The organism is Paracoccus sp. J39 (genome assembly GCF_000518925.1).
GTDB lineage: Bacteria > Pseudomonadota > Alphaproteobacteria > Rhodobacterales > Rhodobacteraceae > Paracoccus.
In genome coordinates this window covers 1-26,969 of sequence record NZ_JAEN01000014.1, presented here as the reverse complement: position 1 = coordinate 26,969, position 26,969 = coordinate 1, and the positions used below count along the sequence as shown (strand labels likewise).

Sequence of the window (26,969 nt, the reverse complement as noted above, 5' to 3'; positions counted from 1 at the left end):
TCACACCCCCGGGCCCCCGTGGGATATTTGTCCAAGAAAGAAGCGGCCATGGCTGAACCGCGCCGTATCGGCTGGGCGGTCGGGCTGACCCGCGCCGGCATGTGGTGGGAGGCGCTGGCCGCGGCCTTCTGGCCTTTGGGCGTGTTGCTGGCGCTGGTGCTGGCGGCGCTGGCCTTCGGCGCGACCGATCTTTTCTCCTCGCGGGCGCTGATCTGGCTGATGGGTCTGGCGGCGCTGGCGGCCCTGCTGGCTGCGGGCTGGGGGCTGCGGCGCTTCCGCCGGCCTTCGGCCGAGGCGGCGCGGGAACGGGTGGACCTGGCCCTGCCGGGGCGGCCGCTTTCGGCGCTGCGCGACCGGGTCGCGGTGGGGGCCGGGGACGAGGGTGCGGACGCGCTGTGGCGCGCGCATCTGGCGCGGATGCAGGCCGCCGCCTTGGCCGCGCGCCCGGTTGCGCCGGATGCGCGGCTGCGCTGGCGCGATCCGGTCGCGCTGCGGCTGGTCGGCCTGGTGGCGCTGGTCATGGCGCTGATCTTCGCGCCGCCCGGGCAGCTGGGGCAGGGTATCGCCGCGCTGGGTGCGACCTTCCGCCCCGCCCCCGAGGCGCGTCCGGGGGCCGAGGCCGGTCCGTCCTGGGAGGGCTGGGCCGAGCCCCCCGCCTATACCCGCCGCCCGACGCTTTACCTCAACGCCTTGCCCGAGGGGCAGCGGCTGGAATTGCCCAAGGGCTCGAAGCTGAGCTTCCGGCTTTACGGCGAGGGCGCCGAAATCGCGCAGGATATCGGCGCCGCGCTGCCGGGCGGCGAGCCCTCGGCGCCGGAATTCATGGCCGAGCGCGACGGAGTGATCGAGGTCGCGGGGCGGCGATTCGACGTGACCGTGCTGCCCGATGCGGCGCCGGCCGTCGCGCCCGGCAAGGCGCCCGAGCGGCGCGCCGACGGCCGGCTGGTGCAGGAATTCACCGCCAGCGACGACAACGGCATCGCGGCCGGGCAGGCGGTGATCGCGCTGGACCTGGATGCGGTCGACCGGCGCTTCGGCCTTGCCCCCGACCCCGAGCCGCGCGAGGCTGTGGCGCTGGATCTGCCGCTGCCCGCGACCGGCAGCCGCAAGGAGATCCGCGGCCGGCTGGTGGGCGATCTGTCGCGCCACCCCTGGGCCAACCTGCCGGTGACCGTCTCGCTGAAGGTGGAGGACGGCATCGGGCAGCAGGGCGCCTCGGCCCCGATGCGCATGGTGCTGCCGGGGCGGCGCTTCTTCGACCCCTTGGCGGCGGCGCTGATCGAGGTGCGGCGCGACCTGCTTTGGTCGCGCGGCAATGCCGGCCGCAGCGCCCAGGTGCTGCGCGCCGCCAGCTGGCAGCCCGAGGGCTTCATGGATGCCGAGCTTTACCAGGGATTGCAGGGCGCCGTCGGCGCGCTGGAATCCGGCAATCTGACCGAAGAGGCGCGCAACAAGCTGGCGCAGCTGCTCTGGGACGCGGCCGTGGCGCTGGAGGATGGCGGACTGGCCGATGCGCTGGAGCGGATGAGCCAGGCGCAGGAGCGGCTTTCCGAGGCGATCCGCAACGGTGCCAGCCCCGACGAGATCCAGCGCCTGATGGACGAGCTGAAGCAGGCCACCGACGATTATCTGGACATGTTGGCGCAGCAGCAGGGGCAGGACCCTTCCGAGCGTTTCGACCGCTCGCCCCAGAACCGCCAGCAGATCACCGGTGACCAGATCCAGCAGATGATGGACGAGATCCAGCGCCTGATGAACGAGGGCCGCATGGCCGAGGCGCAGGAATTGCTGGAGCAGTTCAACCGCATGATGCAGAACCTGCGGGTGACGCAATCCGAGGGCGGCGAGGGCGGGCGCCAGCGCCCCTCGGACCGGCTGGCCGAGACGCTGCGCGACCAGCAGAAGCTGGCCGACGAGGCGATGCGCCAGATGCAGGACCAATACGGCCAGTGGCAGCAGGGCGAGGAAGGCCAGGGCAGCCAGGACAACCAGCAGCTTGCCGACCGCCAGCGCGAGCTGCGCGAGGACTTGGGCCGCCAGCGCGGCTTGCTGCCCGGCCGCGGCACGCCGCAGGGCGAGGAGGCGCGGCGCCAGCTGGACGAGGCCGGCCGCGCCATGGAGGAGGCCGAGCAGGCGCTGCGCGAGGGGGATGCCGGCGGGGCGATGGAGCGGCAGGCCCAGGCCATCCAGTCCATGCGCGAGGGGATGCGGGCGCTTGGCGACATGATGGCGCAGGACCAGCAGCAGGGCCAGGATGGCGAGCCGCAGCAGGGCGGGCAGGAGAACGGTCCCGAAGGGCCCTCGGGCGATCCGCGCGGCCAGCGCGGGCTGGCGCAGCCCTATGACCGCCGGCCGCAGACCGATCCGCTGGGCCGGGCGCTGTCGGGCGATGGCGGCTCGATCACCTCGGGCGACCCGCTGGCCGAGGGCGGCGATCCCTCGCGCAAGGCCCGCGAGCTGCAGGACGAGATCCGCCGCCGCAGCGGCGAGCGCGAGCGGCCCCGCGACGAACGCGACTATCTGGGCCGGTTGCTGGAGAGTTTCTGAGCCTGCGGCGGCGGGTGGCCGGCGCCGCGCCGGCGCGGCGGGGACTTCCCGACGCGGCCTGCCTGCCGGTCCCGGTCAGGGGCGCAGGGCCTCGGCAGCCTATTCCCCCCTGATGCGGTCATGCAGCCACAGCCGGCCGCGGTCGATCTGTTGGCGCCATTCCGCCAGCGGCCCGCCGCCCTCGTCGGCCGGGATCTGCGGGGCCAGCGCATAGCTGGCCACCAGCCCCAGCGCCAGCATCGCGGCAAGGCCGAAGCCCGAGGCATAGCCCGTGCGGCGCGGCCTCGGCACGATCACAGGCACCGGCGCCTCGCGCGGGGCGGGCTCGGCGGCCGTGTCGGCCGGTGCCGTCTCTTCGGCAGCGGCGGGGCGCAGCAGCGGCAGGACGGGCGGTTCCTCGGCGGCCGCCCCGGCCGCGCCGCCGGGCAGGGACGGCGCCGAGCGAGTCAGGGTCGCGGCCAGTTCCTGGGCATCGGGCAGGATGGGAATGATCGGCTCGGGCTGGTCAAAGGCCGACGAGTCCTCGACCGGGGCGGACACCGGCTCGGGCCGAGGGGACGGGTGCAGAGCTTGCGGATCTCCGGCCTCGGGCTGCGGGACCGGATCCGCGGCCGGCTGCGAGGCGGCACCGGTCTCGGTGGGCGGTTCCGCCTCCGGGTGGGCGGGGGCGGGCTCGGCCAGCGGGGCTTCGGTCACGGTGGTGGCGGGCCAGTCGATCGCCGGGCCGGCGGCCGGCTCTCCGTCGCCGGAAAGCGCGGGTTCGGCGGGCTGCGCTGCATCGGCCGGGACATCAGGCGGGACTTCGGGCGGGGCCTCGGCCGCCTGCGTCGCGGGAATGTGATCGGGTTCGGCGGGCTGCGCCTCGGAGCGGCGGGCGCCCAGTTCGCGCGCGGCTTCCTCGCGCAGGATGGCCAGCACCGATTCGTCCAGCGGCCGGTTCAGCGCCGGGCGCGCCTCGGGGTCGTAGGGGCCGCGTTCCGGAGCAGCCGGCGACGGCGCGGATTTTCCCGGCCCCGGCTGGCGCCAGACATGGCTGCAGGCCGAGCATTCGACCTCGCGCCCCGAGGCGGGAATGGCGGATTCCGCGATCTCGTACTGGGCCGCGCAGCGGGGGCAGGTCAGGCGCATGGGCGGGTCTTTCGTCTCCGGACAGGGGCGGTTTCGGTCATGCGGGCGTCTCGCATTCGCCGCGCGACTGTTCTATCAAGCCACGAACCGCGCGCCAAGCAGCCCGCTCGGAAAGGCCCGCTCAGAAAGGGACGACCAGTGATCGAGATGCAGAACCTGTCCTTCGGCTACAGCGGCAACGATCCGTTGCTTGCCGATATGTCGCTGACGCTACAGCCGGGTTCCTTCCATTTCCTGACCGGCCCTTCGGGTGCGGGCAAGACCACCTTCCTGCGGCTCTGCTATGCCGAGCTGCTGCCGAGCGCCGGGCGCATGACGGCATTCGGCCAGGACGTGCGCGGGCTGTCGCGCGACGGCATCGCCGCGCTGCGCCGCCGGGTGGGGGTGGTGCATCAGGACACGCAATTTCTCGACCACCTGCCGGTGGCCGAGAACATCGCCCTGCCGCTGCTGGTCTCGGGCGAGCAGGTGGACATGCCGGCCCTGGGCGACCTGCTGGCCTGGGTGCAGCTGTCCGGCCATGCCCGCGCCATGCCGCCGGAACTGTCGGGGGGAGAGCGGCAGCGCGCCGCGCTGGCCCGCGCCGTCATCATGTCGCCCGACCTGATCCTGGCGGACGAGCCGACCGGCAACCTGGACTGGGACATGTCGATGCGGCTGCTGCAGCTGCTGATCGAGCTGAACCGCTCGGGCAAGGCGGTGCTGATCGCGACGCATGACCTGAACCTGATCCGCGCCGCCAAGCAGCAGGTGCAGGCGCGGGTGCTGCGCATCGCGGGCAAGAGGCTGCAACTGGCGGGGGCGGACCTGTGAAGAAAGCCGAACTGAAATCGCTCGACCTGGCGACGTTGTGGCGGGGGCTGACCCGGCCGGACCCGGCGGGAACGGACCGCGTGGTGCCGCCGACCGGCTTCACCGCGCAGCTGACGGTGTTCTCGGCCGGCGCCATGGCCTTTCTGGCGGTCTTTGCGCTGGCGCTGGCGCTGGCCACCGGCCGGCTGGCCGAACGCTGGTCGACCGAGCTGGCGCAGACCGTCACCGTGCGCATCTCGGCCCCCGAGGACCAGATCGACGAGCAGACCGTGACGGTGATGGAGGCGCTGAAGACCACCCCGGGCATCGCCGAGGCCAAGCTGCTGCCCGATGAGGAGGTGGAAAAGCTGCTGGAACCCTGGTTCGGCCCCGATGTCCCGGTCGAGGCCCTGCCGGTGCCGCGGCTGATCGAGATCACCGAGGCCGCCGAGGGTTTCGATGCCGCCGCGCTGCGCCTGCGGCTGCAGGGCGAGGCGCCGGGCGCGGTGCTGGACGACCATACCCGCTGGCGCCAGCCGCTGGTCTCGGCGGCGAACCGGCTGCGGGTGCTGGGGCTCGTCTCGCTGCTGCTGATCGCTGCCGCCTCGGGGGCGATGATCACGCTGGCCGCGAAGGCGGCGCTGGCCGCGAACGGGCAGGTGATCCGGGTGCTGCGGCTGATCGGTGCGCGCGACATCACCATCGCCACCGCCTTCGTGCGCCGCTTTACCCGCCGCGCCGCCATGGGCGCGGCCGGGGGCACGGCGCTGGGGATGGCGGCCATCTGGGCGCTGCCCTCGATGGATCAGGCGGGAAGCTTCCTGACCGGGCTGGGCTTTCAGGGCTGGGGCTGGCTCTGGCCGCTGCTGGTGCCGCCCGTCGCCGCCGCGATCGGCTTTGCCGCCACCCGCTGGGCGGCGCTGAAGATGCTGCGCGAGGTGCGCTGATGAATCCCTACCATCCGCGCCCGCCTTCGCCCTTGGACTGGCTGCGCGCGGTGGTCTATTACCTTTACGCGGCGCTGGTGACCTTTGCGCTGGGGCTGTGGGGCCTGCCGCAGGTGCTGGTCCATCCCGAGCGCGCGCATCGCGTCGCCCGCCTGTGGCTGGACCAGATGCTGGGCGCGGCGCGGGTCATCCTGGGGGTGCGCATCGAATATCGCGGCACGCCGCCCGCGGGAGAATGCATCGTCGCCTCGAAGCATCAGAGCTTTCTCGACATCCTCGCGCTGGCCCGCGCCTGTCCGCGCCGCGCCTTCGTGATGAAGCGCGAGGTGCTGCGCGTGCCGATCATGGGCTGGTTCGCCCGCAAGGTCGGCTGCATCCCCATCGACCGCGCGCGCGGCAAGGAAGCGATGAAGCAGATCATCGCCGGCATCGAGGCCGCCCGCGCCCGCCCCGAGGGTCTGGGCCAGCTCATCATCTATCCCGAGGGCACCCGCACCCGGCCGGGGCAGAAACTGCCCTACAAGCACGGCGCCGGCACGATCCAGCGCGCGACCGGCCTCTCCATCCATCCCGTCGCGGTGAATTGCGGCCTGTTCTGGCCCAAGCGCGGCATCCCGATCCGCGGCGGCACCGCGGTGATCGAGTTCCTGCCGCCGATCCCGGCCGGCCCGCGTTCGACCGCGGTGATGGAGCTTCTGGAGGCACGGATCGAGACCGCCAGCGACCGGCTGCTGGCCGAAGCGGGCGGCCTGCCGCCGGCCTGACGGCTGACGCAAGGTCAGGGGCGTTTTCGCCATTGCACCCGCGGCCGGTTGCGGTCCAACCTGCCCGGCGGATTCGCGGGCCTTCGGGCCAGAACAGGGGGACGGGATGCGTCCGATCATCGACATCGACCATGTTTCCAAGCGCTACGGCAGCGGCACGGTGGCGCTGAACGACGTCTCGCTGCAGATCGAGGAAGGCGAGATCCTGGCGCTGCTCGGCCCGAACGGCGCCGGCAAGACCACGCTGATCTCGATCATCTGCGGCCTGGTGGTGCCGACCGGCGGCACGGTGCGCGTCGGCGGCCACGACATCCGCACGGACTGGCGCGCGGCGCGCAAGCTGATCGGCCTGGTCCCGCAGGAGATCGCGCTGGAGCCCTTCGAAAGCGTCCTCGACTGCGTGCGCTTCACCCGCGGGCTTTACGGCGAGCCGCCGGACGAGGTCTATATCGAGCAATTGCTGCGCAGCCTGGCGCTGTGGGACAAGCGCGAGGCCAAGACGCGCGAGCTGTCGGGCGGCATGAAGCGCCGGGTGCTGATCGCCAAGGCGCTGTCGCACCGGCCCAAGGTGCTGTTCCTGGACGAGCCGACGGCGGGCGTGGACGTGACGCTGCGCCGCGAGATGTGGCAGGTGGTGCGCGAATTGCGCGCCGAGGGCGTGACCATCATCCTGACCACGCATTACCTGGAAGAGGCCGAGGACATGGCCGACCGCATCGGCGTCATCAACCGGGGCGAGCTCTTGCTGGTCAAGTCCAAGGACGAGCTGATGGGCGAATTCGGCAAGAAGCACCTGACCGTCTCGCTTTACGAACCGCTGGCGACTCTGCCCGCCGAACTGGCGGGGCGCGGGCTGGTGCTTTCGGCCAACGGGCGCGAGTTGGGCTATGACTACGACACGAGGGCCGAGCGCACCGGCATCGCGCATCTGCTGGCCGAACTGGCCGAGCGCGGCATCGCCGTGCGCGACGTCTCGACCAAGCAGAGCAGCCTCGAAGAGATCTTCATGTCGCTGGTCGAGGAGGAAACCGCATGAACTGGCGTTCCGCCCGTGCCGTCTTCAACCACGAGATGGCGCGGTTCTTCCGCACGATCTGGCAGTCGCTGGCGTCGCCGGTGCTGTCGACGGTGCTGTATTTCGTCGTCTTCGGCGCCGCCATCGGCGGGCGCATCCAGGCGGTCGAGGGCGTGGCCTATGGCGCCTTCATCGTGCCGGGGCTGATGATGCTGACGGTGCTGCAGCAATCGGTGGCCAACGCCAGTTTCGGCATCTATTTCCCGAAATTCGCCGGCACGATCTACGAGATCCTCGTCGCGCCCACCGGCTGGATCGAGGTCACGCTGGGCTTTGTCGGCGCCGCCGCCACCAAGGCCGTGATGATCGCGCTGGTGATCCTTCTGACCAGCTTCTGGTTCACCGGCGTGCATATCGCGCATCCGTTCTGGATGCTGGCCTTCCTGGTCCTGACCGCCGTCGCCTTCTCGCTCTTGGGCTTCATCATCGGCCTTTGGGCCAAGAATTTCGAGCAGTTGCAGATCGTGCCGATGATGGTCATCACGCCGCTGGTGTTCCTGGGCGGCGCCTTCTACTCGGCCTCGATGCTGCCGCCCTTCTGGGAGGGGGTCGCCAAGCTCAACCCGGTACTCTACCTGATCTCGGGCTTCCGCTGGAGCTTCTTCGGCTTTGCCGACGTGCCGGTGGGCCTGTCGCTGGCCGCGGTGGCGCTGATGATCCTGGTCTGCATGGGTGCGATCCGCTGGATCTTCCTGACCGGCTGGCGGCTGCGGGAGTGATTCCCGTCGCGCCGCCGGGCCGCGCCTGAGCGCGCGCCTGCGGCCGATGCGCCGCCCCTCTACGGCCGGCAGGGCGTTCCGGCCTTGGCCATCTGTGCTGCGTGCCGGCCAAGCGCCGCCGCCTGCTGCTGCAGCCAGGCATCCGCCGCCTGGCGTCCCTGCGCCTGCAGCCGCCGGTGGTATTCCGGCCGCAGCCGCTCGCGGCTGGCCGAGATCGAGCAGTCGGCCGTCCGCACCGGCTTCTTGCCCGCCTTGCCGGCTGGCGCGCCGCCGTTCGGCGCGGTCTGCTGTTCCAGCAGGTCGCCCTGATGCATGATCATCGCCTGGTTGCCGGCGTCGAACCACGGCGTCTGCGCGGCCGCTGCGCCAGCCCAGATCATGGCCGCGGCGACCGCGGCCCATCCTTGTCCCGACATGGCTGTCCTCCTTCGGGTCCAGCCTGCCATGAAACCGCGCCCCGGTCACCCCGCTGGGTGCGCCTCAGCGCCGGCACAGCCGGGTCTGCGGGTCCAGCCGGACATATTCCCGCGCCGAGATCTTCTGCATCTGCAGCGAGTGCTTCCAGCGCGCATTCCACATCTGCAGGATGCCGTTGCGGTAATATTGCGCCATCAGCTCGTCCACGATCGGCGGGATGATCCGGGTGCCCGGCAGCCGCGGGGCATGGAATCCCACCGTCGCATTCGGTCCCAGGCAGGCGTTCGGCAGGGTGATGTAGATGGTGCAGGCCGAGCGGCAATAGCCCCGCACCTCGACCGGGCGGCCGCTGGCCGCCAGCCGGTTGCGATACCGGATCGCCTCGACCACGTTGCCGCCGCGGTTGTTCATGATCACGATGGGCTCGCCCCGGCCGCGCTGCTGGGCCTGCGCCTCGGGCGCGGCCAGCAGGACCAGGGTCAGCAGCAGGGCAAGGCAGGCGGAAATCCGGGGCATTAGGGCGCGCATCCTATTCGTCATCCCCGCCGATATGCCCGTTCCGGCGCGCAAGGCCAAATGACGTTCCGGCGAGCCGCGCTTCCTGCTTAACAAGCGGCCCGCTTGCCACTATATGCCGCGCATCATGAGCCAGAACCCGCCCCTGTTGCGCCCCGATCTAGCCCCCAGCCCGATCTTCGACTCTGCACAAGGGGAGGGGGGGCGAAGGGACGGGCAACCGACCATCGGCATGGTCAGCCTCGGCTGTCCCAAGGCGCTGGTGGACAGCGAGCGCATCCTGACCCGCCTGCGCGCCGAGGGTTACGCCATCAGCCCCGACTACAAGGGCGCCGGCGCGGTGATCGTGAATACCTGCGGCTTCCTCGATTCGGCCAAGGCCGAGTCCCTGCAGGCCATCGGCGAGGCGCTGTCGGAAAACGGCAAGGTGATCGTCACCGGCTGCCTGGGGGCCGAGCCGGAATACATCACCGGCGCGCACCCTTCCGTGCTGGCGGTGACTGGCCCACAGCAATACGAGCAGGTGCTGGACGCGGTGCATTCCGCCGTGCCGCCCTCGCCCGATCCGTTCGTGGACCTGCTGCCGGCCTCGGGCGTCAAGCTGACGCCGCGGCATTACAGCTATCTGAAGATCTCCGAGGGCTGCAACCACGCCTGCAAGTTCTGCATCATCCCCGACATGCGCGGCAAGCTGGTGTCGCGCCCGGCGCATGCGGTGATCCGCGAGGCCGAGAAGCTGGTCGAGGCCGGCGTGCGCGAGCTGCTGGTGATCTCGCAGGACACCTCGGCCTACGGGCTCGACCGCAAGTTCGCCGAAGAGCGCGGGCATCGCGCGCATATCACCGACCTGGCCCGCGACCTTGGCCAACTCGGGGCCTGGGTGCGGCTGCATTACGTCTATCCCTATCCGCATGTGCGCGACCTGATCCCCTTGATGGCCGAGGGGCTGGTGCTGCCCTATCTGGACATCCCCTTCCAGCACGCCCATCCGGACACGCTGCGCCGCATGGCCCGGCCCGCGGCGGCGGCCAAGACGCTGGACGAGATCGCCGCCTGGCGCGCCGTCTGCCCCGAGATCACCCTGCGCTCGACCTTCATCGTCGGCTATCCGGGCGAGACCGAGGCCGAGTTCCAGACCCTGCTGGACTGGCTGGACGAGGCGCAGCTGGACCGCGTCGGCTGCTTCCAATACGAGAACGTCAAGGGCGCGCGGGCGAACGACTTGCCCGACCACGTGCCCGAAGAGGTCAAGCAGGACCGCTGGGACCGCTTCATGCAGAAGGCGCAGGCGATCTCCGAGGCGAAGCTGGCCGCGAAGCTCGGCAGCCGCATCGAGGTGATCGTGGACAGCGTCGATGCCGAAGGCGCCACCTGCCGGACCAAGGCCGATGCGCCGGAAATCGACGGCAACCTGTTCATCGACCAGGGCTTCGAGGATCTGACCCCCGGCGACATCGTGACGGTGACGGTGGACGAGGCCGGCGAATACGACCTCTGGGGCCGGCTCTGACCGGCGATGACCGCCCCGGTTGTGGCGCGGGCCCGGCTGGCTTATCAGGGGCGGCAGCGACGCAACAAGGCGGCACGGATGAACTGGGACCCTGAAGGCAAGCCCCGCAAACCCGATTTCCTCGGCATCGGCGCCCAGAAGGCCGGCACCACCTGGCTGTCGCAGATGCTGGGCCAGCATCCCGAGGTCTGGACGCCTCCGTTCAAGGAGGTGCAGTTCTTCAACCATCGCTTCATCGAGGAGCATCGCAAATGGTTGCCCTGGCATTTCCGCCGCGGCCGCCAGAACATCGAGAAACGCTGGGCCGCCCGCGGCGAGGAGATGCCGCGCCACATGGTGCGCTATCTTGACCGCATCACCCGCGAGCCGATGTTCACCAACCATTGGTACAAGCTGGTCTTCGCCCCGGCGCCCGAGGGGGCAAAGGCGATCGACGTCACCCCCGAATATTCGACCCTTCCGCCGGAAGGCGTGGATTTCGTGGCGAAATTCCTGCCGCAGGCGAAGTTCGTCTATATCATCCGCCATCCGGTGGATCGCGCCATCTCGCAGCTCAAGATGAACCTGACCCGCGCGCGCCGCCGCCCGAAGGGCGTCGAGGACTGGCTGCGCGAGGTCGAGGATCCGGTGCTGATGGATCGCGGCGACTACATGCGCTATGTGCCGCGCTGGAACGCGCATTTCGGCCCCGACCGGCTGCTTTACATGCCCTTCGGCATGATTGCCCGCGATCCCCTGGGCTTCCTGCGCCGGGTCGAGGATTTCCTGGGCCTGGCCCCGCATGATTATCGCGATGTCGGCAAGAAGGTCTTCGCCTCGGACAACGCGCTGGTGGTGCCCGACAAGGCCCGCGCCCGGCTGCGCGAGAAGCTGGAACCGCAGTTCGAGTTTCTCGACCGGACCTTCGGGCCGGAATTCACCCGGCAGTTCCGCTGAGCCTTCCCCTTTCGCCCCTGCTCGACTACATAGCGCGCAACTTCACGGGTTCAGCAACGAGGAAAGATCATGGCCTCCTACCAGTTCGTTTACCACATGGACGGGGTGTCCAAGACCTATCCGGGCGGGAAGAAGACCTTCGAGAACATCCGCCTGAACTTCCTGCCCGGCGTCAAGATCGGCGTCGTCGGCGTGAACGGCGCCGGCAAGTCGACGCTGCTGCGCATCATGGCCGGCATTGACAAGGACTTCACCGGCGAGGCCTGGGCCGCCAAGGGCGCGACCGTCGGCTATCTGCCGCAGGAACCGCAGCTTGATCCGGCGCTGAATGTGCGCGGCAACGTCATGGAGGGCGTCAAGGCCAAGCAGGCCAAGCTCGACCGCTACAACGAGCTGGCCATGAACTACTCGGACGAGACCGCCGACGAGATGGCGAAGCTGCAGGACGAGATCGACGCCGAGAACCTCTGGGATCTCGACAGCCAGATCGACGTCGCCATGGAGGCGCTGCGCTGCCCGCCAGACGACGCCGACGTGGAAAGCCTGTCGGGCGGCGAACGCCGCCGGGTGGCGCTGTGCAAGCTGCTGCTGGAACAGCCCGACATGCTGCTTCTGGACGAACCGACCAACCACCTGGACGCCGAGACCATCGCCTGGCTGCAAAAGCACCTGATCGAATATCCCGGCACCATCCTGATCGTCACCCACGACCGCTATTTCCTCGACGACATCACCGGCTGGATCCTGGAACTCGACCGCGGCCGCGGCATCCCCTACGAGGGCAATTACTCGGCCTGGCTGGAGCAGAAGGCCAAGCGGCTGGAACAGGAAGCCCGCGAGGACAAGGCCAAGCAGAAGACGCTGGAGCGGGAACTGGAATGGATCCGCGCCGGCGCCAAGGCGCGTCAGGCCAAGCAGAAGGCCCGGATCAACGCCTATAACGAGCTGGCCAGCCAGTCCGAGCGCGAGAAGCTGACCCGCGCCCAGATCATCATTCCCAATGGCGAGCGGCTGGGCAACAAGGTGATCGAGGTCGACGGCCTGAAAAAGGCCATGGGCGACAAGCTGCTGATCGAGGACCTGACCTTCAGCCTGCCGCCGGGCGGCATCGTCGGCGTGATCGGCCCGAACGGCGCCGGCAAGTCGACGCTGTTCAAGATGCTGACCGGGCAGGAAAAGCCCGATGCGGGCGAGATCAGCTACGGTGACACGGTGAAGCTTTCCTACGTGGACCAGTCGCGCGATGCGCTGGATCCCAACAAGACGGTGTGGGAGGAAATCTCGGGCGGGGCCGAGCAGATCGAGCTGGGCGACGCGACGATGAACAGCCGCGCCTATTGCTCGGCCTTCAACTTCAAGGGCGGCGACCAGCAGAAGAAGGTCGGCCTGCTTTCGGGCGGCGAACGCAACCGCGTCCACATGGCGAAGCTGCTGAAATCGGGCGGCAACGTGCTGCTGCTGGACGAACCGACCAACGACCTGGACGTCGAGACGCTGCAGGCGCTGGAGGCGGCGCTGGAGGATTTCGCCGGCTGCGCGGTCATCATCTCGCACGACCGCTTCTTCCTCGACCGGCTCTGCACGCATATCCTGGCCTTCGAGGGCGACGCCCATGTCGAATGGTTCGAGGGCAATTTCGAGGATTACGAGGCCGACAAGGTTCGCCGCCTCGGCCCGGATTCCATCGAACCGAAGCGGGTGAAATACAAGAAGTTCATGCGCTAGGGCCGGCGCCCTGTGCAGGGTGCGCCCTAGCGCACCTTGCCCTTCCAGCCCGGCGGCCGCTTCGCCACCCAGGCGAAGAAGCGCGCCAGTTCGGGATGGCCGCGCAGCGCCTCGACCGTGTTGTATTGCCGTGCGAGCTCGGTCTCGCTCAGCTTGCGATGGATGGTCGAGTGGCAGACCTGATGCAGCAGCACCATCTCGCCGCCCTTGCCGCCGCGCAGCTTGGGGACCAGATGGTGCCGGCTTTGCGGCACGCCCGGTGGAATCGGCCGCCCGCAAAGCGGGCAGACCGGGTTCATGGCTTCAGGCCCATTCCCAAGGCAGGGTGAACTGGCCCAGGCAATCGGCCACCGCCTTGTCATCCACCGTGCCCCGCCGCGCCAGCCTTGCCACCAGCCCGCGTTTGCGGTCGTCCACCACCTCGGCCACCTCGACCGCCAGCCCGGCCCCGGCCAGCGCCTCGTCGTAGACGCGCTTGATCGCCAGCTTGCGCAGGTCCGGCTTGAAGATCTTGCCCACCGCGGTCTTGGGCAGTTCCGGCAAGATCTCGATATGCTTCGGAACGGCGGCGCGTTCGTGGATATGGGCGCGGGCATGCTCCATCAGCTCGTCCAGGCCGACCTCGGCCCCTGCGACCAGTTCGACATAGGCGCAGGGCAGCTCGCCCGCGAAGCTGTCGGGCTGGCCGATGGCGCCGACCGAGGCGACCTTGGGATGCGACAGCAGCGCGTCCTCGATCTCGGCGGGGTCGATGTTGTGGCCGCCGCGGATGATCAGGTCCTTGGCCCGGCCGGTGATCCACAGATAGCCGTCGGCATCCATCCGGCCCAGATCCCCGGTGCGCAGGAAGCGCCCCTCGGCAAAGAGGTCCTTGTTCTTGTCGGCCTCGGTATAGGTCGAGCCCTCGAAGACGCCGGGATTGGCGATGCAGATCTCGCCGATCTCATCGGTGGCGCATTCGCGGAAGCCGCCGTTCTGGCGCTGCAGGATCCGGACATGGGTATAGGGCAGGGGCAGGCCGACGGAGCCGACCTTCTTCAGCCCGTCGATGGGGTTGCAGGACACGAGGCAGGTCGCCTCGGTCAGCCCGTAGCCCTCGGCGATCTCGACCCCGGTCGCGGCCTTGAAGCGGTTGTAAAGCTCGATCGGCAAGGGCGCCGAGCCCGAGATCGCGGTCTTCAGCGACGAGACATCGGCATCGACCGGGCGCTGCATCAGCGCGGCGATGGCCGTGGGCACGGTGATCAGGAAGGTCGCCTGCCAGCGTTCGATCAGCTTCCAGAAGTTGTCGAACACCCCCTCGCCGCGATAGCCGGCCGGCGTCGGCATGACCAGCTGCGCGCCCGACGTCAGGCAGGACATCAGAACCGGATAGGCCGCGAAGACGTGGAACATCGGCAAGGGGCACATCAGCACGTCGGTTTCACTGAACAGCAGCGTGCCGCCCAGCCAGCCGTTGTAGACCATGCCCGATTGCTTGTGCTGGGCGACCTTGGGCATGCCGGTGGTGCCGCCGGTGTGGAAGAAGGCGGCGACGCGGTCCTCGGCCGGTTCGTCGAAGGTCAGGCGGTTGTGCTTCTGGGCGCTGGCGGCGGCTTCGAAATCCATCACCTTGGCATGGTGCCGGGTCGGGACCTTGGGCCGCATCAGCGGCACCAGCAGGCGCTTGACGCCGGTCAGATAGCCGCGCAGGTCCACCTCAAGCACGGTCTGCACGTTCGGGGCCTGCGCCACCGCCTCGGCCGCCTTCTGGGCGACCTCGGATTTCGGGAAGCTCTTCAGCGTCACCAGCACCCTGGCGCCGCTCTCGCGCAGGATGGCGGCGATGTGGTCGGGTTCCAGCAGCGGGTTGATCGGGTTGACGATCCCCGCCGTCGCCCCGGCCAGCAGCACGATCGGCGCCTCGATGCAATTGGGCAGCAGATAGGCCACCACATCCCCCGGCCCGACGCCCAGGCTGCGGAACAGGTTCGCCGTCTCGGTCACCCGCTCATGCAACTCGGTCCAGGTCAGCGTGCGGGCCGGAGCCTTCGGGTCCGAGAACAGCTGGAAGCTGATCGCCGGGCGCTGGGGATGGCGGTCGCGGGTCTCGGTCAGGGCCTGATAGACCGTCTGCGGCACCTGGCGTTGCGCATAGGGCATCTCCGTCTCGACCGCATCGCGGTCTGCGACGTTCGCGAACCTGACCATTATCCTACCTCCCAGTTCTTCCTCCCGGGGTCGCGCCCCGCCGAGAGGCAGAATGGTCCAACTATCAGCGTGCTGGCAAGCGTTCCGCCACGCCAGCCGGGCGGCGAACGCAGCGTCGCGGCCGGCAGGGGTCAGGTCTGGGGAATGCGCAGGGTCTGGCCGGGATAGATCTTGTCGGGATGGCTGAGCATGGGCTTGTTGGCCTCGAAGATCTCGGGATAGCGGCTGGCCTTGCCCAGGTATTTCTGCGCGATGGCCGAAAGCGTCTCGCCCTTTTGCACGGTATGGAACACCGGGGCCGCTGCGGTCGGGGCGGGGGCTTCCGTGCCGGCGCCCTCGGCCAGCTCGACCCGGGCGATGCCCTTGATGTTGCCCACCGCCAGGATCAGCTTCTCCAGCGTCTCCTGATTGCGCGCCTTGCCCGAGATCACCACCGTGTCGCCGCGCAGTTTCAGGTGCACGTCCTTGCCGGTCAGGCCCAGGGCGGACAGTTCGGCCTTGAGCGCCGCCACCTTGCGGTCGGTGTCGCTTTGCGCGGGCTGCGCGGGCGCCTCCTGCGCCTCGGCTTCCGAACCGAAAAGCGATTTGCCGGCGTCCTTCACGAAATCCCAGATAGCCATGACCTCTCCTTTCAGGCTGCGTCTCGGGCGGCAACGCTCCGCCGATCCGCCGGTTCCAGACAAATTTAAGCAATCAGAAGTTGAGAAAATGGACCGTCGCTCCTAGCTTCTGCCCGTCTAGAGGAAATCGAATGTTGAACACATCTGCTAAATTCCTGCTTTTTGTCGCATTTCTTGGCTTGGGGGTGCCTGCCGCCTGGGCGGAAGGGGTGCGAATCTCGACGAAATCGGTCGGGCCCGGCGGGGCGGGCCCGGGGACGGTCACCTGCTACCAGACCTCGATGCCTGAAAACGAGGCAGCGGTGCGCGCCACCAACGCCACCCGCCAGGCGCGGGGGCTGCCGCCCCTGCGGTCCAACCGGGATCTTGCCGCGGCGGCGGCGCGCCATGCCTGCGACATGGCCAAGCGGGGGGTGATGTCGCATCGCGACAGCAAGTCCTCGGGGCCGATGCAGCGGCTGAAGAGTCAGGGCTACAAGCCCCGCGTCGCGGCCGAAAACATCGCCGCCGGTCCCTGGGGGCAAGAGCGCGTGCTGCAGGAATGGGCGCGTTCCAGGGGCCATCTTGCCAATATCCTGATCCCGCAGGCCCGGCATTACGGCATCGGCAAGGCGGTCGGGGCGGATGGCAAGACCGTGTTTTGGGCGGCGGTCTACAGCGCCCCGCGCTGAACGGACCCGCCCCGGCCTCCCAGCCGCGGCGCTTTCCGGATGCGACCCTGCCCGGTATTGCCGGTTCCCCGCTGCCGTGCCGAGAAGGCCAAGGTGGGCGGAGAGGGGTGGATCCGCCCCACCGCGCCGCGAGACCGGCCGCTTGACCGAGGCCCTCGCGCGGCCATCATCACGGCGCTTGCGGTTGCAGGCCCGGGCGGCAGGGGCGATCTCCCGTTGCCGTTGCCATGGAAGGGCGGAGTCGGTCCAGCAGCGCCCGGAAGCCCGGTCGCCTGACGGGAGCCCGGAAACCCCGCAGCCCGGTCTATTTACGCGAGGCCGTTTCGCCGCCGTTTCCCTTGCTGCGGGTGCGGGCTTGCCGCGGCCCTCACGACGCCCCCCGGGGTGCGCCGAACGACATGGACCGCAGGCTGGAGAGGGTCTTCACGGCTGCTGCGCCGTTGTGGAATTGCCGGAGCGTGGATCGCCGGGCCGGCTCCTCGCCACGACGCCGGGGATATGCGGGGGGATCATGGCCCGACCATGAAACGGGCCTGCCTTCACCATGGCCGGGCGGCGGGAATCTCGGGGCGGCCGTCGCCTCCCCGCATCGCGCCTGTCGCCTGGCCGCCGCTTACGCGGTTTCCGCCGCGCCTTCGGTGAATTGCAGCCGCGCCAGCCGGGCATAAAGCCCGCCCTGCGCCACCAGTTCCTCGTGCCGGCCCTGCGCCACGATCCTGCCGTGGTCGAAGACCACGATGCGGTCAGCCTTCTTCACCGTTGCCAGCCGGTGCGCGATGATGATCGTGGTGCGCGAGCGGGCCAGTTCGTCCACGGCATGCTGCACCAGCCGCTCGGATTCGGCATCCAGCGCCGAGGTCGCCTCGTCCAGGAGCAGGATCGGCGCGTCGCGCAGGATGGCGCGGGCGATGGCGATGCGCTGCTTCTGCCCGCCGGACAGCATCACGCCGCGCTCGCCGACGAAACTGTCATAGCCCTGGGGCAGCAGGCGCAGGAACTCGTCGGCATGGGCGGCGCGGGCGGCGGCCTCGACCTCGGCATCCGAGGCGCCGGGGCGGCCGAAGCGGATATTCTCGCGCGCGGTGGCGGCAAAGATCACCGGATCCTGCGGCACCAGCGCGATGGCCTGGCGGAAATCGGCCCGCGCCATGGCGCGCAGGTCGATGCCGTCGATGCGCACCGTGCCGGCATCCGGGTCCCAGAAGCGCAGCAGCAGCTGGATCACCGTGGTCTTGCCGGCGCCCGAGGGACCGACCAGCGCCACCGTCTCGCCGGGGCGGATGTCCAGCGTCACGCCCTCCAGCGCCGAACGGTCGGGGCGCGAGGGATAGTGGAAGGTCACCTCCTCGAAGCCGATGGCGCCCTTGACCGGGCGGGGCAGGGTGACGGGATCGGCCGGGTCGGTCAGCGTGTCCTGCGTGGTCAGCAGCTCGGTCAGCCGTTCGGTGGCGCCGGCGGCGCGCTGCAGCTCGCCCCAGATTTCCGACAGCGCGCCGACGGCGCCGGCGACCAGCACCGCATAGATGACGAACTGCACCAGTTCGCCCACCGTCATCGCCTCCATGCGCACGTCGCGCGCCCCGACCCAGAGCACGCCCAGTACGCCCGAGAAGATCAGGAAGATCACGATCACCGTCATCACCGTGCGCGTCCTGACCCGGCTGAGCGCCGCGTCGAAGGAGCGGTCGGTGACCTCGGCGAAACGCGCGCGGGTCGGTCCCTCATGGGTGAAGGCCTGCACGGTCTGCGCCGAGAGCAGGCTTTCCGAGGCCGCGCCCGAGGACAGCGCGATCCAGTCCTGGTTCTCGCGCGAGAGCTTGCGCAGCCGCCGGCCCAGCACGACGATGGGCACCACGATCAGCGGCACCAGCAGCAGCACCAGGCCGGACAGCTTGGCCGAGGTCCAGACCAGCATCACCATGCCGCCGGCCAGGATCAGGAAATTGCGCAGCGCGATCGAGACCGAGGAACCGATCACCGACTGGATCAGCGTGGTGTCGGTGGTGATGCGGCTGATGATCTCGCCGGTCAGCACCCGCTCGTAGAAGGCCGGGCTCATGGCGATGACCCGGTCGAAGACCGCCTTGCGGATATCGGCGACCACCCGCTCGCCCAGCCGGGTGACGAGATAGTAGCGCATCCCCGTCCCCAGGGCGAGCAGCCCGACGATGGCCAGCGCCGCGCCGAAATACTGGTCCAACAGATGCGCCCCGGCGTCGAAACCGTCGACCACCCGCCGCACGGCCAGCGGCAGGACCAGGCTGATCGCCGCCGTCACCGCCAGCGCGACCAGCGCCGCCGCCAGCAGCCCGCGATAGGGGCGGATGAAGGGCCAGAGCGCGCGGAGCGCGCCGATGCGGCGCGTGGTGGGGCGGTCGGCGATGATCGGGGTGCCGCGGGCCATGCTTGTCTTCCTTTGCCGTTCGGGCGGCCGGGCCGGGGGTGCGCGCGGCGCCCGGCCGGTTCCGGCATGCCGGTGCTTCAGATATCCCGCGTGCCGCCCGCGAGCTCCAGGATCACATCCCATTCCGCCTCCGAGACCGGCTGCACGGACAGGCGCGAATTGTTGACCAGCACCATCTCGGCCAGCCGCGGCTCGGCCTTGGCCTCGTCCAGCGAGACGGGGCGGTTGACGCGGGCGACGGCCCGGACATCGACGCATTCCCATTTCGGGTCCGCGGCGGTCGAGTCGGGATGCGCCTCGGCCACGACCTCGCAGATGCCGACGATCTCCTTGCCGATGTTCGAGTGGTAGAAGAAGCCGCGCTCGCCCTTCTTCATGGCGCGCATGTTGTTGCGGGCCTGATAGTTGCGCACCCCGTCCCATTGCTCGCCCTTGTCGCCGCGGGCGATCAGGTCGTCGAAGCTGAAGACGTCAGGCTCGGATTTGAACAGCCAATACGCCATCAGCCGATCACCTTCTTCCATTCGATCACCTCGACCGAGGCGAACAGGTCCGCCGCCTTGTAGGGGTCCTGCGCCGCCCATTCCTTGACCTGGGTCAACCCCTCGGCCTCGACCACCAGCAGCGAGCCGCGCATCTCGCCCTCTTCGATCAGCGGACCGGCCATCTGCAGGCCGGGCTGCGCCCTGAGAAAGGCCAGGTGCTTTTCACGGGTGTCGAGACGGGTTTGCAGCTTGCCAGGATGGTCGCGGCAGATCACGGCGAAAAGGGGCATCATTCCTCCTTGAGCGGGCGCTTCAGCAGAAAATCCAGCGCATGTTCCATGGCGATGCGGCCCTCGGCAAGGCCCGCGACCAGATTCGAGATCGGCATCTCGATCCCCAGCCTTTCGGCCAGCTGGGTGACGGCGCGGGCGGTGGCGGCGCCCTCGACCGTGGTGCCGGCGGCGAAGGGGCGGCGCGATCCCAGCGCCAGGCCATAGCGGAAATTGCGCGACTGTTCCGAGGTGCAGGTCAGCACCAGATCGCCCAGACCCGACAGGCCGGTCAGCGTCTCGGGCCGGGCGCCGAGCGCGGTGGCCAGCCGCAGCATCTCGGCAAAGCCGCGGGTGACGATGCTGGCCCGCGCGCTGTCGCCATAGCCCGCGCCGATGGCGGCGCCGGCGGCGATGGCGATGATGTTCTTCAGCGCGCCGCCCAGCTCGGCCCCGGCGACGTCGGTGGTGCGGTAAAGCCGCAGCGTGGCGGTGGACAGCTGGCGTTGCAGCGCCTCGGCCGCGCCGGCGTCGGCGCAGGCCAGCGTCAGCGCCGTGGGCAGGCCGCGGGCGATGTCGGCGGCGAAGCTGGGGCCGGTCAGCACCGCCACCGTGGCATGCGGGCAGGCGGCGGCGATCAGCGCCGAGGGCCCGGTCAGCGTGGCAAGGTCGATGCCCTTGGCGCAGCTGACCAGATTGCGGCGGTCGAAGCGCCCGCCGTGCTCGGCCAGAAAGCCGCCCAGCACCTGCGCGGGCAGCGCGAGCAGCACGGTTTCGGCCGCGATCTGCTCCAGCCGGTCGGTGACGCGCAGCGCGGGCGGCAGCGAGACGCCGGGCAGGCGCGGGTTCTCGCGCGTCGCGGTCCAGCCGGTGTCGCGACCCCAGAGCGTGACCGGCCCCTTGCCTGCCAGCGAAACTGCCAGCGCCGTGCCGAAGGCGCCGGCCCCGATCACCGCGACGCTCATGCCTTGGCCCCCCGCTTGCCGGCGCCCAGCATCGGCGCGGCCGTCCGGTCCAGCGGCCAGCGCGGGCGCGCGGCCAGATCCATGCCGTCGCGCCGGCCGGCCTGGTAAGCCTCGATCCCGGCCCAGGCAATCATCGCGGCATTGTCGGTGCAAAGCCGCAGCGGCGGGGCGAGGAAGGACGCGCCCGCCTCGGCCGCGACCGCCTGCAAGGCCGTGCGCAGCGTTTCGTTGGCCGCGACGCCGCCGGCCACGGCCAGCGCCGGAGCGGGCGCCAGCGCCAGCGCGCGGCGGGTCTTTTCCGCCAGCACCTCGGCCACCGCCGCCTGAAAGCCGGCGCAAAGATCGGCGCGGTCCTGCTGGTGCAGGCCGCCCTGTGCCGCGACCAGCTCGTCGCGCTGGCGCAGGACGGCGGTCTTGAGGCCGGAAAAGCTCAGGTCGCAGCCCGGCCGGTCCAGCAGCGGCCGGGGCAGGGCGAAGCGCCGGGCATCGCCGGCGCGCGCGGCGTCCTCGACCGAGGGGCCGCCCGGCTGCGGCAGGCCCAGAAGTTTCGCCACCTTGTCGAAAGCCTCGCCCGGGGCATCGTCGATGGTGCCGCCGAGCCGGGCGAAATCCTCGGGGCCGTCCACGCGCAGGAACTGGCAATGCCCGCCCGAAACCAGCAGCAGCAGATAGGGATAGGCGACACCGTCGGTCAGCCGCGGCGTCAGCGCATGGCCGGCAAGGTGGTTCACGCCGATTAGCGGCAGGCCGCTGCCCGCCGCCAGCCCCTTGGCCAGCATGACCCCCGACAGCACGCCGCCGATCAGCCCCGGCCCGGCGGTGACGGCGATGCCGTCCAGATCCGACAGGCGCAGCCGCGCCTGGGCCAGCGCCTCCTCGACGCAGAGGTCCAGCTTCTCGGCATGGGCGCGGGCGGCGATCTCGGGCACCACGCCGCCGAAATCGGCATGCAGCGCCGTCTGGCCCGCCACCACCGAGGCAAGGATACTGCGGTCGTCGCGCACCACCGCCGCGGCGGTGTCGTCGCAGCTGCTTTCTATGCCCAGAAAGGTCAGTCCCATGCTCATCCTTGTTCCCGCGCCGCCAAGGGCCTAGGCAAGGGGGAAGTAACACCTTGTCAGGCCGATTGCCATGCCGCCCAACCCCGCGCCCATCGTACTGCTGACCCGGCCCGAACCGGCCTCGCGGCGATTTGCCGCAGGGCTGGGACAGCCGGGGCTGAAGGTGCTGATCTCGCCCGTGCTGCGCATCCGGCCGGTCGCGCATGACGCCGCGCGGCTGGCGGCGGCGCGGGGGCTGGTCTTCACCTCGGTCAATGCCGTGCCGGCGGCGGGGCAGGGGCGCGGGCGGCCGGCGATCTGCGTCGGCCCGGCCACGGCCGAGGCGGCGCGGGCCGCGGGTTTCGACGTCGCCGAGGGGCCGGGCGACGCGGCGCGGATGCTGCCGCTGCTGGAGGGGCTGGGCGAGGGCTGGCTGCATCCGCACGGCGCCCATGTCGCCAAGGTGCTGCCGGTGCCGGGCATGGTGGTCTATGACCAGCTGCCCCAGCCGCTGGACGGGCCGGCGCGGACGGTGCTGGCGGGCGCGGCGCCGGTGATCCTGCCGCTGTTCTCGCCCCGCTCGGCGCGGATACTGGCGGATCAGGCGGCGGGGGCGCGGGCGCCGCTGTGGCTGGCGCCGATCAGCGCCGCGGCGCGCGAAGCCTGGACGGGGCCGGCGGCGCAGGTCGCGCTGGCGCCCACGCCCGACGCGGAGGGGATGCTTTGCGCGATCCGGCGCCTGCTGGCAACGGAACAATCCGCATGAGGGCGGGTTGAGGCGCCACGCCCCCGCGACTAGACTGCCGGCGGGAGCCAGGCATGATCGCGGGCGGAGGGGGCAGGGCCTGCCCCGGCAGCCGGGCTGCGACACGAAAGGGAACGGGGAAGAATTGTGAAGAAGCCAGAAACCAATTCCAGCGAGAACAAGGCAAGCCCCGGAAAAGACGGAAAGAAAAAAGCGGTTTCGGGCGCGGCGATCGACAGCCGCCCGGTCAGCGCCGGCGAGGGCGCCGCCGCCCTGAAGCCCGAGCCGAAGCCGCAGATCGAATCGAGGCTGGTCGGCAGCGGCACCGGCCCGGATGCCGCCGCGCCCAAGCCGGCGACCGGCAAGCCCTCCGCCGAATCGAAAACCGCCGTGCCGCCGTCCGCCGCCGAGGCGAAGCCGGGCACCGTGCCGCCGGTCGGCAAGTCGGATGCCGGGCCGGCCGAGGCGCCCAAGCCGGCCGTTTCGCAGCCGCAGCCCGCCAAGGTCGAAACCCGCGTGGTCGAGGTGCGCAAGGCCGGTTTCGCGCCGACCTTCCTGGGCGGCGTCGTCGCCGCCGGCCTGGGCGCCGCGGCGGCCTGGTGGGCGATTCCGCATCTGCCGCCCGCCTGGCAGCCGGTCGGGACCGATCCCGCCCCGACCGAGGCCCAGATCGCCGCCGCCCGCGAGGCCGCCATCGAGGCGGCGCGCGAAGAGATCCAGACCCAGGCCGACGCCTTTGCCAACCGCGCCTCCGAGGCCGGGGCGGATGCGGCGCGCCAGGCGCTGGCCGATGCCGAGGGGCAGTCCCAGGCCGGCCAGGCCGAGGCGCTGCAGGCGCAGGGGGAAAAGCTGGCCGCGCTGGAAAAGGCCGTCGCCGAACTGGCTGCGCGTCCCGTCGTGGCGCCGGTGGTCTCGGGCGAGGACAGCGACGGGTTGCAGCAAGTGCTGAACGAGCTGACCGCGCGGCTGGCGGCGCAGCAGGGCCGCATCGACGAGCTTGCGGCGCGTCCGGCGACCGATACGGCCACCGCCGAGCAGATCCAGGGCTTTGCCGCCCAGGCCGAGGCGCTGCAGGCGCAGATCGCCGCCGCGGCCGAGGAGGCCGAGAAGCGCATCGCCGCCGCCGAGGCGCAGGCCTCGACCCTGCAGGAAAGCGCCGAGGCGGCCAATCGCCGCGCCCAGGCCGCCACCGCCGCCGCGGCGCTGCAGGCCGCGCTCGAGACCGGCGGCCCGCGCGATCAGGCGCTGGCCGACCTGCGCGCCGCCGGGGTCGAGCCGCCCGCCGTGCTGGCCGGCGACGTCCCGACGCTGGGCCAGCTGCGCGCGGGCTTTCCCGCCGCCGCGCGCGAGGGCCTGGCCGCCGCGCTGCGCGACGCGCCCGAGGCCGAGGGCGCGCTGGGCGTCATCGGGAATTTCCTGCGGGTGCAGACCGGCGCCCGCTCGGTCGAGCCGCGCGAGGGCGGCGATCCCGACGCCATCCTGTCGCGCGCCGATGCGGCGGTGAATGCCGGCGACATCAAGGGCGCGCTGGACGAGATCGCCACCCTGCCGCAATCCGCTCAGGCGGCGATGGCCGGCTGGACCTCCCGCGCCCGGACGTGGATCGAAGCCAATGCCGCGCTGGCCGCTCTGGCCGCGGGCAGCATGTAAGGGGCGCGCCATGCTGCTTTCGGCACTGAAAATCCTGATCTTCTTCGCCATCGTGCTGGTTCTGACGCTGGGCGCCATGCAGCTTTCGGAAACCGGCCAGGGCCTGAGCATGGTCTATGGCGGCACCGAATACACGCTGGGGCCGGTGCAGCTGGTGATCGCGGCGCTGGTGGTGGTGGTGCTGGGCTGGGCCGTGGTGCGGCTGCTGGCCCTGCTTCTGGCCTTCCTGCGCTTCCTGCTGGGCGACGAGACGGCGATCAACCGCTATTTCGCCCGCTCGCGCGAGCGCAAGGGCTACGACGCCCTGTCCGAGGGCATGCTGGCCGTCGCCTCGGGCGAGGGCCGGCTGGCGCAGGACAAGGCGGCGAAGGCGGCGAAATTCCTCGACAAGCCGCATGTCACCGATCTTCTGGCGGCGCAGGCCGCCGAGGTGGCCGGCGACCGCGCCAAGGCGGCCGAGATCTATCGCCGGCTGCTTTCGGATCCGCGCACCCGCTTCGTCGGCGTGCGCGGGCTGATGCACCACAAGCTGGCCGAGGGCGACACCGCCACCGCGCTGAAGCTGGCGGAAAAGGCCTATGCGCTGAAGCCCAAGCACGGCGAGGTCCAGGACATGCTGCTGGAGCTGCAGACCCGCGAAGGCGACTGGAAGGGCGCGCGCGCGGTGCTCAAGGACAAGCGCAAGCAGGGCCAGCTGCCCAAGGACGTGCATGTCCGCCGCGATGCCGTGCTGGCGCTGAAGGAGGCGTCCGAGGTGCTCGCCGAGGGCAATTCGATCAGCGCGCGCGAGGCCGCGATCTCGGCCAACCGGGCCAGCCCGGACCTGATCCCGGCCGCGGTGCTGGCCGCGCGCAGCTACATCGCCCAGAACGATCCCCGCAACGCCGGCCGGGTGCTGCAAAAGACCTGGAGCGTGCGCCCGCATCCCGCGATCGCCGCGACCTATGCCGAGATCGTGCCGGACGAGAAGCCGGCCGCGCGGCTGCGCCGTTTCGAGGATCTGATGCGGCAGAACCCGGATCACGAGGAGACCCGGCTGCTGCGCGCCGAACTGCTGCTGGCCGCCGAGGATTTCCCCGGCGCCCGCCGCGCGCTCGGCGATCTGGCCGAGAAGCATCCGACGGTGCGCTCGCTGTCGATCCTGGCCGCCGTCGAGCGCGGCGAAGGCTCGGACGACGCGGTGGTGCGCGGCATTCTGGCGCGTGCGCTGGTCGCCAGCCGCGGCCCGCAATGGGTCTGCGACAAGTGCCACAACGTCATGGCGGACTGGTCCCCGACCTGCGACAGCTGCGGCGGCTTCGATACGCTGACCTGGCGCGAGCCGGACAGCCCGGTCTGGAGCGCGCCGGCCGCGAACGGGGCCGAGATGCTGCCGCTGCTGGTCGGGGACAGGCATGGGGCGGGGGGGGCGGTGCCGGTTCCGACGCCGCTTGCCACGGCTTCGCAGCCCGCCGGCGCGCCGTCGCCCGGCATGGTCGGTCCGCAGCCCGGGGCGCAGCCTTCCCCAGACGCCCCGGCCCCGGTCGAGATCGCGGATGTCTCGCCCGGCATGGTGCCGCGCGAATCGGATTATCGCCGGGTTTCGCCGGTCTCGGCCGGGGCGGAACCCGCGATGACCGTCACCGACCCCGAGCCCGAACCGGCAGCCGCCCCGGCCGAGGCCGCCCCGCCCGAGTCCGAGCGCCAGCCGCTGGTCGCCGCGCAGGGCGACATCCTGCCGGTGCGCCCCGATGTCGAACCGCCCGAGCCTGAGGAGGCGAAGATCGCGGGGAAAAAATACTGATCCCCCCTTTTCGGCCGCGCCGTAACCTGCTATCCGGCGCGGCATATGCCGGTGTAGCTCAGCTGGTAGAGCACGTCATTCGTAATGATGGGGTCGGGGGTTCGAGTCCCTTCACCGGCACCAGAAACCCCGGACAAGTCAATGTATTGCGTTGGCTTGTCCGGGGTTTCTGCTTTTCGGGCCGGAGACCGTCCTCAGCCTGGTCTTCCGCTTGAGCTGCATGCGCGGGACCCTCTGGTGCGGCGGGCGCTTCTGGCGATGCAGCAGAACCTGCACGCGCCGCTGCCGATCGCGCGCATTGCCCGCGACCTCGGTGTGGGGCGGCGCAAGCTTGAGCGGCATTTCAACGCCGACCTGGGCATCCCGCCGGCCGATGCCTCGATCCGCATCCGGCTGGCGCAGGCGCGCATGCTGCTGGCGCGCACCGACCGCACCGTGACCCGCATCGCCGAGGAGACCGGCTTCTGCGACGCCTCGCACCTGATCCGCGTCTTCCGCGAGACCGAGGGCAGCACGCCCGACCTCTGGCGCCAGAGCCGCGGCCTGCCGGCCGGGGAGGCGCCCTAGCCGCCCGTTGCACGGCCCTTTGCGGCAACGCTGGCGCCTCTGCCGGATAATGGCCGGGCCATTCGGATGAGGAGAGGGACAGATGCCGAACAAAGCCACAGTCAGGGGGGTGCTGGTGGACGCGACGCTCGCCCCGGTCGCCGCGGGCAAGATCGTCGCCACGCTGCAGGGCTCGGACATTTTCGACGGCGGGGTGCGGGTGGTGACGCAGAAGGTCGAGGCGACCACGAATGCGCGGGGCGAATGGGCGCTGGCGCTGATCGTGAACGGCGAGGGCGAGACGGCGGGCACGAGCTGGACCATCGAGGGCTACAACCAGTATGTGGCCAAGGTCTTCGAGGCGAAGGCGCTGTTTCTGGCCTCCGGCCTGGAGATCACCCTGGGCGACCTGGAAAAGACCAGCGCNCAGAACCTGAAGGCGGCGCGCGAGGCCGGCCTCGCCCGGCTGATCCTCGCCGCCGATTACGACAGCTATCAGGCCATGCCGGAAAACCAGAGGCGCCA

Annotated in this window: 26 protein-coding genes and 1 tRNA gene; 16 read left to right on the top strand and 11 right to left on the bottom strand. The window is 70.5% G+C overall.

Annotated elements, in window-relative coordinates; genetic code table 11:
- The first annotated feature begins 48 nt into the window (after positions 1–48).
- The gene (locus L632_RS0114350) at positions 49–2,547 is read left to right on the top strand and encodes a DUF4175 domain-containing protein (RefSeq protein ID WP_084648111.1); all 2,499 of its coding nucleotides are present in this window, start codon (positions 49–51) and stop codon (positions 2,545–2,547) included.
- 99 nt (positions 2,548–2,646) lie between these two features.
- On the opposite strand, the gene L632_RS0114345 is transcribed toward L632_RS0114350, so the two are convergent.
- Positions 2,647–3,675, bottom strand: a complete 1,029-nt coding sequence (locus L632_RS0114345) for a zinc-ribbon domain-containing protein (RefSeq protein WP_028713275.1) — start codon at positions 3,673–3,675, stop codon at positions 2,647–2,649.
- Between the two features lie 138 nt (positions 3,676–3,813).
- On the opposite strand from L632_RS0114345, the gene L632_RS0114340 reads away from it, so the two are divergent.
- The 5 genes from L632_RS0114340 to L632_RS0114320 all read left to right on the top strand — a co-directional run bounded on the left by L632_RS0114340 (position 3,814) and on the right by L632_RS0114320 (position 7,972).
- Positions 3,814–4,488 carry a cell division ATP-binding protein FtsE gene (locus L632_RS0114340; RefSeq protein ID WP_028713276.1) on the top strand — a complete coding sequence of 225 codons (675 nt, stop codon included), beginning with the start codon at positions 3,814–3,816 and terminating at the stop codon, positions 4,486–4,488.
- On the top strand, positions 4,485–5,414 hold the full coding sequence (locus L632_RS0114335; protein ID WP_036698369.1) for an ABC transporter permease: 930 nt from the start codon (positions 4,485–4,487) through the stop codon (positions 5,412–5,414). Before L632_RS0114340 ends, L632_RS0114335 begins: the two co-directional genes overlap by 4 nt.
- A complete protein-coding gene (locus tag L632_RS0114330; protein ID WP_028713278.1) occupies positions 5,414–6,178 on the top strand; it encodes a 1-acyl-sn-glycerol-3-phosphate acyltransferase in 765 nt (254 codons plus the stop codon). The genes L632_RS0114335 and L632_RS0114330 overlap by 1 nt, the downstream gene beginning before the upstream one ends.
- A gap of 106 nt (positions 6,179–6,284) precedes the next feature.
- Complete coding sequence (locus L632_RS0114325) at positions 6,285–7,214, top strand: ABC transporter ATP-binding protein (protein ID WP_028713279.1); 930 nt, start codon at positions 6,285–6,287, stop codon at positions 7,212–7,214.
- Positions 7,211–7,972 carry an ABC transporter permease gene (locus L632_RS0114320; protein ID WP_028713280.1) on the top strand — a complete coding sequence of 254 codons (762 nt, stop codon included), beginning with the start codon at positions 7,211–7,213 and terminating at the stop codon, positions 7,970–7,972. Before L632_RS0114325 ends, L632_RS0114320 begins: the two co-directional genes overlap by 4 nt.
- A 59-nt stretch (positions 7,973–8,031) precedes the next feature.
- Here L632_RS0114320 and L632_RS0114315 read toward each other — a convergent pair whose 3' ends face one another.
- The gene (locus L632_RS0114315) at positions 8,032–8,388 is read right to left on the bottom strand and encodes a hypothetical protein (RefSeq protein ID WP_028713281.1); all 357 of its coding nucleotides are present in this window, start codon (positions 8,386–8,388) and stop codon (positions 8,032–8,034) included.
- A 64-nt stretch (positions 8,389–8,452) separates the two neighbouring features.
- Positions 8,453–8,905 carry a hypothetical protein gene (locus L632_RS0114310; protein ID WP_230377409.1) on the bottom strand — a complete coding sequence of 151 codons (453 nt, stop codon included), beginning with the start codon at positions 8,903–8,905 and terminating at the stop codon, positions 8,453–8,455.
- Positions 8,906–9,032: 127 nt separating this feature from the next.
- Between L632_RS0114310 and rimO the strand changes: the two genes are divergently transcribed.
- From rimO to ettA, 3 genes are all read left to right on the top strand, one after another.
- Positions 9,033–10,415, top strand: a complete 1,383-nt coding sequence (gene rimO / locus L632_RS0114305; protein WP_028713283.1) for a 30S ribosomal protein S12 methylthiotransferase RimO — start codon at positions 9,033–9,035, stop codon at positions 10,413–10,415.
- 78 nt (positions 10,416–10,493) lie between these two features.
- Complete coding sequence (locus L632_RS0114300; protein ID WP_028713284.1) at positions 10,494–11,351, top strand: sulfotransferase; 858 nt, start codon at positions 10,494–10,496, stop codon at positions 11,349–11,351.
- A gap of 69 nt (positions 11,352–11,420) precedes the next feature.
- Positions 11,421–13,076, top strand: a complete 1,656-nt coding sequence (ettA, locus tag L632_RS0114295) for an energy-dependent translational throttle protein EttA (protein ID WP_028717032.1) — start codon at positions 11,421–11,423, stop codon at positions 13,074–13,076.
- A gap of 26 nt (positions 13,077–13,102) precedes the next feature.
- On the opposite strand, the gene L632_RS0114290 is transcribed toward ettA, so the two are convergent.
- The 3 genes from L632_RS0114290 to lysM all read right to left on the bottom strand — a co-directional run bounded on the left by L632_RS0114290 (position 13,103) and on the right by lysM (position 15,886).
- Positions 13,103–13,375 carry an HNH endonuclease gene (locus tag L632_RS0114290; protein WP_028717031.1) on the bottom strand — a complete coding sequence of 91 codons (273 nt, stop codon included), beginning with the start codon at positions 13,373–13,375 and terminating at the stop codon, positions 13,103–13,105.
- A 4-nt stretch (positions 13,376–13,379) separates the two neighbouring features.
- Positions 13,380–15,266: an acyl-CoA synthetase gene (locus L632_RS0114285; RefSeq protein WP_028717030.1), complete on the bottom strand. Its 1,887-nt coding sequence runs from the start codon at positions 15,264–15,266 to the stop codon at positions 13,380–13,382.
- A gap of 131 nt (positions 15,267–15,397) precedes the next feature.
- The gene (gene lysM, locus L632_RS0114280) at positions 15,398–15,886 is read right to left on the bottom strand and encodes a peptidoglycan-binding protein LysM (RefSeq protein WP_028717029.1); all 489 of its coding nucleotides are present in this window, start codon (positions 15,884–15,886) and stop codon (positions 15,398–15,400) included.
- A 131-nt stretch (positions 15,887–16,017) separates the two neighbouring features.
- On the opposite strand from lysM, the gene L632_RS0114275 reads away from it, so the two are divergent.
- Positions 16,018–16,557, top strand: coding sequence for a CAP domain-containing protein (locus tag L632_RS0114275; protein ID WP_084648110.1), 540 nt, complete (start codon positions 16,018–16,020; stop codon positions 16,555–16,557).
- A 613-nt stretch (positions 16,558–17,170) separates the two neighbouring features.
- Here the strand turns inward: L632_RS0114275 and L632_RS0114270 are convergent.
- The 5 genes from L632_RS0114270 to tsaD form a co-directional block, all read right to left on the bottom strand.
- Positions 17,171–18,961 carry an ABC transporter transmembrane domain-containing protein gene (locus L632_RS0114270; protein ID WP_028717027.1) on the bottom strand — a complete coding sequence of 597 codons (1,791 nt, stop codon included), beginning with the start codon at positions 18,959–18,961 and terminating at the stop codon, positions 17,171–17,173.
- Between the two features lie 77 nt (positions 18,962–19,038).
- On the bottom strand, positions 19,039–19,464 hold the full coding sequence (locus tag L632_RS0114265; RefSeq protein ID WP_028713291.1) for an EVE domain-containing protein: 426 nt from the start codon (positions 19,462–19,464) through the stop codon (positions 19,039–19,041).
- Positions 19,464–19,736: a YciI family protein gene (locus tag L632_RS0114260; protein WP_036698393.1), complete on the bottom strand. Its 273-nt coding sequence runs from the start codon at positions 19,734–19,736 to the stop codon at positions 19,464–19,466. Before L632_RS0114260 ends, L632_RS0114265 begins: the two co-directional genes overlap by 1 nt.
- On the bottom strand, positions 19,736–20,680 hold the full coding sequence (locus L632_RS0114255) for an NAD(P)H-dependent glycerol-3-phosphate dehydrogenase (RefSeq protein WP_028717026.1): 945 nt from the start codon (positions 20,678–20,680) through the stop codon (positions 19,736–19,738). Before L632_RS0114255 ends, L632_RS0114260 begins: the two co-directional genes overlap by 1 nt.
- Positions 20,677–21,747 carry a tRNA (adenosine(37)-N6)-threonylcarbamoyltransferase complex transferase subunit TsaD gene (gene tsaD, locus L632_RS0114250; protein WP_028713294.1) on the bottom strand — a complete coding sequence of 357 codons (1,071 nt, stop codon included), beginning with the start codon at positions 21,745–21,747 and terminating at the stop codon, positions 20,677–20,679. Before tsaD ends, L632_RS0114255 begins: the two co-directional genes overlap by 4 nt.
- Positions 21,748–21,811: 64 nt before the next feature.
- On the opposite strand from tsaD, the gene L632_RS0114245 reads away from it, so the two are divergent.
- The 6 genes from L632_RS0114245 to L632_RS0114220 all read left to right on the top strand — a co-directional run.
- Positions 21,812–22,486, top strand: coding sequence for a uroporphyrinogen-III synthase (locus L632_RS0114245; protein WP_028713295.1), 675 nt, complete (start codon positions 21,812–21,814; stop codon positions 22,484–22,486).
- Between the two features lie 126 nt (positions 22,487–22,612).
- Positions 22,613–24,115 (top strand): hypothetical protein, encoded by a 1,503-nt coding sequence (locus L632_RS0114240; RefSeq protein WP_028717025.1) that lies wholly within the window; start codon positions 22,613–22,615, stop codon positions 24,113–24,115.
- 10 nt (positions 24,116–24,125) lie between these two features.
- The gene (locus tag L632_RS0114235) at positions 24,126–25,898 is read left to right on the top strand and encodes a heme biosynthesis protein HemY (RefSeq protein ID WP_036698364.1); all 1,773 of its coding nucleotides are present in this window, start codon (positions 24,126–24,128) and stop codon (positions 25,896–25,898) included.
- A gap of 47 nt (positions 25,899–25,945) precedes the next feature.
- Positions 25,946–26,021, top strand: a tRNA-Thr gene (locus tag L632_RS0114230).
- Between the two features lie 114 nt (positions 26,022–26,135).
- Positions 26,136–26,465 carry a helix-turn-helix domain-containing protein gene (locus tag L632_RS0114225; protein WP_028713298.1) on the top strand — a complete coding sequence of 110 codons (330 nt, stop codon included), beginning with the start codon at positions 26,136–26,138 and terminating at the stop codon, positions 26,463–26,465.
- Positions 26,466–26,547: 82 nt separating this feature from the next.
- Positions 26,548–26,969, top strand: a 422-nt coding sequence (locus tag L632_RS0114220; protein WP_028714510.1) for a hypothetical protein, incomplete at its 3' end; no start/stop codon positions are given.